General features: G+C 69.7%; 5 protein-coding genes. 1 reads left to right on the top strand and 4 read right to left on the bottom strand.

Features of this window, described 5'->3' with window-relative positions; all coding sequences use genetic code 11:
- Positions 1 to 927 (bottom strand): DMT family transporter (locus JO059_RS03620; protein ID WP_293314751.1); only part of this gene is annotated, 927 nt, incomplete at its 3' end.
- Positions 928 to 1,241: 314 nt separating this feature from the next.
- Here JO059_RS03620 and JO059_RS03625 point away from each other — a divergent pair.
- Positions 1,242 to 2,591 (top strand): DUF349 domain-containing protein, encoded by a 1,350-nt coding sequence (locus tag JO059_RS03625; protein ID WP_293314752.1) that lies wholly within the window; start codon positions 1,242 to 1,244, stop codon positions 2,589 to 2,591.
- Here the strand turns inward: JO059_RS03625 and JO059_RS03630 are convergent.
- The 3 genes from JO059_RS03630 to JO059_RS03640 form a co-directional block, all read right to left on the bottom strand.
- A complete protein-coding gene (locus JO059_RS03630; protein ID WP_293314753.1) occupies positions 2,588 to 3,193 on the bottom strand; it encodes a hypothetical protein in 606 nt (201 codons plus the stop codon). The two genes, JO059_RS03625 and JO059_RS03630, sit on opposite strands and share 4 nt — an antisense overlap.
- Positions 3,181 to 4,722 (bottom strand): tRNA (N6-isopentenyl adenosine(37)-C2)-methylthiotransferase MiaB, encoded by a 1,542-nt coding sequence (gene miaB / locus JO059_RS03635; RefSeq protein ID WP_293314755.1) that lies wholly within the window; start codon positions 4,720 to 4,722, stop codon positions 3,181 to 3,183. The genes JO059_RS03630 and miaB overlap by 13 nt, the downstream gene beginning before the upstream one ends.
- Positions 4,723 to 4,785: 63 nt before the next feature.
- The coding region (locus JO059_RS03640) for a regulatory protein RecX (protein WP_293314754.1) at positions 4,786 to 5,070 on the bottom strand (285 nt) is incomplete at its 5' end.

Genomic DNA, 5,070 nt, shown 5'->3' on the forward strand with positions numbered 1-5,070 from the left:
GGGGTCGTTGCCCGTCACCCGTTCGGGCGCCGTGTGACGGACGGCTTCCGGGTCCGGCGCGGTGCAATCCTCCATCGAGTTGGCCTCGCCGCGGGCAAGTGCAACCGTGGCGATGACGACCAGGCCCACCGCCGATGCCAGCAGTACCGCCGCCGGTCCTTGGGCGCTGAGCGTCTCGCCGAGCACCGTCACTCCCAGCACACCCGCGATCACGGGCTTGGCGACCGTCATGGTCGGCAGTGACGCGGTCAGCGCGCCGGCGCGGAAGGCGGACTGCTGGAAGACCATCCCGCACAGCGCCACCAGCAACCAGGGGTAGGACTCGGGGGCGCGCAGCACGTTGCCGGCCCCGCTTTCGGCGACTTCGACGACACCCTTGGTCAGCACCGCGAAGAGCGCCAGCGAGGAGCCCGCGACCAACGCCAGCAGGATGGCCGCGACCGGACGCCCGGACCAGATGTGCGCCGCCAGGACGCACAGCACCAACGCGGGGCCCATCACCAGGGCGACGACGATCCATGTCGACAGCGGCGCCCGCTCATGACCGGACCTCGGGTCGCCGACGATGATGACGACCGCCAGCGCGCCGGCCAGTACCGCCGCCCAGGCCCACTCCCAGCGGGTCACGCGGCAATTGGCCAGCCTCGCGTGGATCGGCAGGGCGAACAGCAGCGCGGTTACCTGCAGCGATGTCACCAGCACCACGGATCCCCAGGCCAAGGCCGCGGCCTGCAGGCTGTAATTGACGATCGCCGCAAAGCCGCCCAGCCACCATCGCTTATCGCGTAGCGACATGCGGAACAGCTCGAGGTGGCCAACGTCTTTGTCGGTGATCTCCTGCGCCGAGCGCTGGCGGATCACATCGCCGACCGCTGAGGCCAGCGCCGCGCACAAGGCGATCAGCGCCGCGACATCCACCTTCGACATGGGAACCCCCTCACCAGCGTTCCGACCAGCGTTCCCAACTGTAGGACGGCTCCCGGGTCTGGACGGGAAGCCGCCGCGGCCTGTCAACATTAACCCCGCGAGCCTATGCCGCAGCTGTGTGCACGCTTTAAAAAGGCCCGCAGTCTCATCCCGAACTGTCATCCACCTGGCCACGCGCCGGTCGCCAAGCTGCTTGAATACTGTGGGAACCGGTGAGGAGGCCACGCCGGTAAGGCCGCTTCCAACCGTACTGGTGCCGCTGCGCGCGGCAGGTGCGCGGGAAACTCCCGCGCGAAGGGTAGGTGACCATCGGCATGACGGCTGACGATCCCCACAGCAGCGATTCGCCCAGCCCGGTTCCGCGGCCGGCGCCCCGTCCGGGTCCACGTCCCGGGCCCAGGCCGCAGAGCCCGGGGCCGCGGCCCACCCCCGCCCCCGCGACTTCGCACCCGCCCAGTGATCCGCACCGGCACGGACGCGTCGACGACGACGGCACGGTCTGGCTGATCAGCTCGGCCGGCGAGCGCATCATCGGCTCCTGGCAGGCGGGCGACCGCGAAGCCGCGTTTGCCCACTTCGGCCGCCGATTCGACGATCTCAGCACCGAGATCACGCTCATGGAGGAGCGGCTGGCGTCGGGAACCGGAGACGCCCGCAAGATCAGGTCCCAGGCGTCCGCGCTGGCCGAAGCATTGCCCACGGCATCGGTGCTCGGTGACGTCGACGCGCTCGCGGCCCGGGTGGCCGGCCTGGTCGAACGTGCCGACGCCGCCGTCGCCGCGGATCGCACGCGGCGCGATGAGCAGCGTGCCGCCCAAACCGCGCGTAAAGAGGCCCTGGCCGCCGAGGCCGAGGACTTGGCCGCCAATTCGACCCAATGGAAAGCCGCCGGCGACCGGCTGCGCGCGATCCTCGACGAGTGGAAGACGATCACCGGACTGGACCGGAAAGCCGACGACGCGTTGTGGAAGCGCTATTCGGCCGCGCGGGAAACGTTCAACCGGCGGCGGGGATCGCATTTCGCCGAGCTGGACCGCGAACGATCGGGGGTTCGGCTGGCAAAGGAACGGCTCTGTGAGCGGGCCGAAGAACTGTCCGACTCGACGGACTGGACGGCAACCAGCGCGGAGTTCCGGAAATTGCTCGCCGAATGGAAGGCCGCGGGACGAGCAAGCCGCGATGTCGACGACGCCCTGTGGCGCCGCTTCAAGGCCGCGCAGGACTCGTTCTTCGCAGCCCGCAACGCGGCGGCCGCGGAAAAGGACACGGAGTTGCGCGCAAATGCCACCGCCAAGGAGGCGCTGCTGGAACAGGCGGAGAAGCTGGATACCAGCAACCTTGACGCCGCCCGGGCCGCGCTGCGCTCGATCGCGGAGAAATGGGACGCGATCGGCAGAGTGCCGCGGGAAAGGGCCGCCGAGTTGGAGCGCCGGCTGCGTGCGGTGGAGAAGAAGGTGCGCGACGCCGGCGACGCGGACTGGTCGGATCCGCAGGCGCAGGCGCGGGCCGAGCAATTCCGGACGCGGGCCGAGCAGTACGAGCAGCAGGCTCAGAAGGCGGCCGCGGCGGGTCGGACCAAAGATGCCGCGAAGGCGAAAGCCAACGCCGAGCAGTGGCATCAGTGGGCCGAAGCGGCGGCTGAGGCGTTGACCCGCAGGCCCTAGTCTTCAGACGCCGGCGGTGGGCGGTCGGCGGGGTTGTCCAGGCTGTCCAGCAGTGTCATCGATTGCTGGTGAGCGGCGAGGCGGCGCCGCTGCTCTTCGGCAGCGAGTTGGACGACCGTGCGCGACCAGACCACGCGCGCCCAGTGAAACGTCAACAGGATGACGGTGATCCACGCGACGATCAATCCCACACCCGGCCCGGGGTGCCCGGGTGCCACGGTCTGGCGCGACCAGACGGCCAACAGTCCGGCCGCCGCCGCGAGCGCCGAGCCCGCCAACGCGACCCAGGCCAGCGCCCAGCGCCGAGTCAACAGCGCCAGCAATGAGAAGCCCACCCCGAAGACCAGCGCCAACCAGGCGAACACGCGCGAAGGCAGGGCCAAGGCGGCCGCGCCTGCGCCGTGACCGCCCAACAGCGCATCCCAGCCCCGCACGCCGCCGGTGTGCGGCAGGATGAACGAACCCAGCAGCACGAACACCAGTATCGCGACGACGAGAGCCCTTGGGCCAGGGTCGATCTCGTGAGCCATCCGACGTTCCGCGGCGTCGATCTCAGTCCGTAACGCGTCGAGGTCGCTGTCGTTTTTCTTCATCGCGCACATCCCAGCGGGGTTGTCGGTTCAGTGGGCCCGGCGGACACGCCGACGGTCGGCATGCCAAGACCGACGCTGCCCGGGCGCAACCCGGCGGAGTGCGCATCGCCCGCCCGGGTGCGACGGTGGTTCACGATGCCGCCGTCGGCGATCAGGTGGTGCGGCGCGGCCCCGGTGACCACCGTGGTGACGATGTCACCGGGCCGCACCACGTCGTTCGCGGCTTCGTTCAGGGCGAAATGCACCAGCCGGCCGTCGCGCGCCCGCCCGGTCATGCGCGACGTGCGGGCATCCTTACGTCCTTCGCCGGCGGCGACCAGCAATTCGACGGTCCGGCCGACCAGGGCGCGATTGCCGTCCAACGAGATCTGCTCCTGCAGTTCGACCAGGCGCTCGTAGCGCTCCTGCACAACGGCTTTCGGCAGCTGACCGCTGAGTTCGGCAGCGGGAGTGCCGGGCCGCTTGGAGTACTGGAAGGTGAAGGCCGCCGCGAACCGGGCCTCGCGCACCACGTCGAGCGTCGCGGCGAAGTCGTCCTCGGTCTCACCGGGAAACCCGACGATCAGGTCGGTGGTGATGGCGGCGTGCGGCATGGCCGCACGAACTCGTTCGATGATGCCCAGATAGCGCTCGGCGCGATAGGACCGCCGCATCGCGCGCAGTATTCGATCGGATCCCGACTGCAGCGGCATGTGCAGCGCGGGGCAGACATTGGGCGTCTGAGCCATCGCCTCGATGACGTCATCGGTGAACTCGGCGGGGTGCGGCGAGGTGAACCGCAGCCGCTCCAGGCCCTCGATGGCCCCGCAGCCCCGCAGCAATTCGGCGAAGGCGCCTCGGTTGCGGGCCAGCGCCGGGTCGGCGAAGGAAACCCCGTAGGCGTTGACGTTCTGACCCAGCAGGGTGACTTCGAGGACGCCGTCGTCGACCAGCGACCGCACCTCGGCCAGGATGTCGGCCGGGCTGCGGTCGACCTCCTTGCCCCGCAGCGACGGGACAATGCAAAAGGTGCAGCTGTTGTTGCAGCCGACCGAGATGGAAACCCAAGCCGCATAAGCAGATTCGCGCGCGCTCGGCAATGAAGACGGGAAGTGCTGCAGCGCCTCGGCGATCTCCACCTGGGCGACTCGGTTGTGCCGGGCCCTGTCGAGCAGGGCGGGCAGCGACCCGATGTTGTGGGTGCCGAAGACCACATCGACCCAGGGCGCCTTGCGTAGGACGGCGTCCCGGTCCTTTTGGGCCAAACAGCCGCCGACGGCGATCTGCAGGTCCGGATTACCGCGTTTGCGCGGCGCCAGGTGGCTGAGATTGCCGTACAGCTTGTTGTCGGCGTTCTCCCGCACGGCGCACGTGTTGAAGACCACCACGTCGGCGTCGGCCCCTTCGGCGGCCCGCCGGTAACCGGCCGCTTCCAGCAGGCCGGCCAGCCGCTCGGAATCGTGGACGTTCATCTGGCAGCCGTAGGTGCGGACCTGATAGGTGCGCACCCGCCCCGACAGCGGTCCAGCGTCAGCCGCCACCGCCTCGTGCGCAACCATCGAAGTCACGGGGCCATGGTACGGCGAGCCGCCGACCCGCGAGAAACCGCACGTCACCGGCCCTCAGACGCGTCGGCGTTCCCGTTCGCCGGCCAGCTCGGCAAGGACAACCTCGGATGCCAGCGTCTGGCTGTAGCCGCGGCGCGCGAGCATCGCCACCAGCCGGCGAGTCACTCGCCAGTCGTCCTCGCCCCCCAGGGTCTCCCTGCGCAACTTGGCCCGCACCAACTGCTCGGCGCGGTCTCGCTCGGCGCCGGCGCCGAGGCCCTCCAGCACCGAGGTGATCACATCGTCGTCGACACCCTTGGTCTGCAGTTCAGCAGCCAACGCGCGCTTGCCTTTCCCCGC

Source organism: Mycobacterium sp. (assembly GCF_019247615.1).
GTDB lineage: Bacteria > Actinomycetota > Actinomycetes > Mycobacteriales > Mycobacteriaceae > Mycobacterium.

Bases quoted from the DNA above. Each gene is read 5' to 3' on its own strand.
- JO059_RS03630 (WP_293314753.1), bottom strand. From the start codon at position 3,193: ATGTGCGCGATGAAGAAAAACGACAGCGACCTCGACGCGTTACGGACT.
- miaB (WP_293314755.1), bottom strand. From the start codon at position 4,722: ATGGTTGCGCACGAGGCGGTGGCGGCTGACGCTGGACCGCTGTCGGGG.
- JO059_RS03625 (WP_293314752.1), top strand. From the start codon at position 1,242: ATGACGGCTGACGATCCCCACAGCAGCGATTCGCCCAGCCCGGTTCCG.